This is a genomic window from Rhodococcus sp. MEB032 (assembly GCF_030208925.1).
In the GTDB taxonomy this organism is placed as follows: domain Bacteria; phylum Actinomycetota; class Actinomycetes; order Mycobacteriales; family Mycobacteriaceae; genus Rhodococcus_F; species Rhodococcus_F qingshengii.
On record NZ_JARVSY010000022.1, the window covers coordinates 1 to 1444 of the forward strand.

General features: G+C 60.6%; 1 protein-coding gene. It reads left to right on the top strand.

Translation table 11 applies throughout. The features are described 5' to 3' along the window. The coding region (locus tag QRN54_RS21265) for a non-ribosomal peptide synthetase (protein WP_285183023.1) at positions 1-1444 on the top strand (1444 nt) is incomplete at both ends.

Below are 1444 nucleotides of genomic sequence, written 5' to 3' on the forward strand. Positions count from 1 at the left end.
TTGCGGTCGTCGAATGTTGCGTATGTGATTTACACGTCGGGTTCGACGGGTCGCCCGAAGGGTGTGCAGGTTCCGCACACGACGGTGGCGAAGTTGTTTGCGAATACCGAGGGTGTGTACGGGTTCGACGAATCCGATGTGTGGACGATGTTCCACAGTTATGCGTTCGACTTCTCGGTGTGGGAGTTGTGGGGTCCGCTGTTGTACGGCGGCACGTTGGTGGTTGTGGATTATGTGACGTCGCGGTCGCCGGAGCAGTTCTTGGAGTTGCTTGCTGCTGAGCGGGTGACGGTGCTCAATCAGACGCCGTCGGCGTTCTATCAGTTGGCTGAGGCTGATCGGTTGGCGTCGGAATCCGGTCGGGCCGCTGAGTTGTCGTTGCGGTGGGTTGTTTTCGGCGGCGAGGCGCTCGAGCTGCGTCGCTTGTCGGATTGGTACGGCCGCCGCGGTGACTTCGCGCCGACGTTGGTGAACATGTACGGCATCACGGAGACGACGGTGCATGTGAGCCATCGTGTGTTGGATGCTGCGTTGGCGGCGGATGCGTCGGCGAGTGTTGTGGGTCAGGCTATTTCGGGTCTGCAGGTGTTCGTGCTCGATGCGCGTTTGGCTCCGGTGCCTGTTGGTGTCGCGGGTGAGATGTATGTCTCTGGTGTTCAGTTGGCTCGGGGTTATCTGGGTCAGGCGGGGTTGACGTCGACGCGGTTTGTGGCGAATCCGTTCAATGCCGGCGAGGTGTTGTACCGCACGGGTGACGTCGCTTCGTGGAACAGTGCTGGTGATTTGGAGTATCTGGGTCGCGCGGATGATCAGGTGAAGATCCGTGGTTTCCGGATCGAGATCGGCGAGATCGAGTCTGCGGTGTTGGCGGATGTGTCGGTGGCGCAGACGGCGGTGGTTGTTCGTGAGGATTCTCCGGGTGATCAGCGGTTGGTGGCGTATGTGGTTCCGGCTGCGGGTGTGAGCGTTTCGGTCGACGATCTTCGGGTGTCGGTGGGTTCGTTGTTGCCGGAGTACATGGTGCCGTCGGCGTTTGTGGTGTTGGATTCGATTCCGTTGACGGTGAACGGGAAGTTGGATCGTCGGGCGTTGCCGGTTCCGTCGTTGCAGGTTGCGGTGTTCCGTGCTCCGACGTCGGTGGTGGAAGAGGTTGTTGCGCAGACGTTTGCGGATGTTCTGGGCGTCGAGCGTGTTGGTTTGGATGATGATTTCTTCGCGCTCGGTGGTAATTCGCTGATTGCGACGCAGGTGACGTCTCGGTTGGGTCAGGCGTTGGATGCTTCGGTGTCGGTGCGGGAGTTGTTCGAGGCGTCGACGGTGGAGGCGTTGGCTGCTCGTTTGGGTTCTCATGTCGGTGGCGGTTCACGTGCGGCGTTGACTGCGCAGGTGCGTCCGGTTCGGGTGCCGTTGTCGTTGGCGCAGCAGCGCATGTGGTTCCTCAACC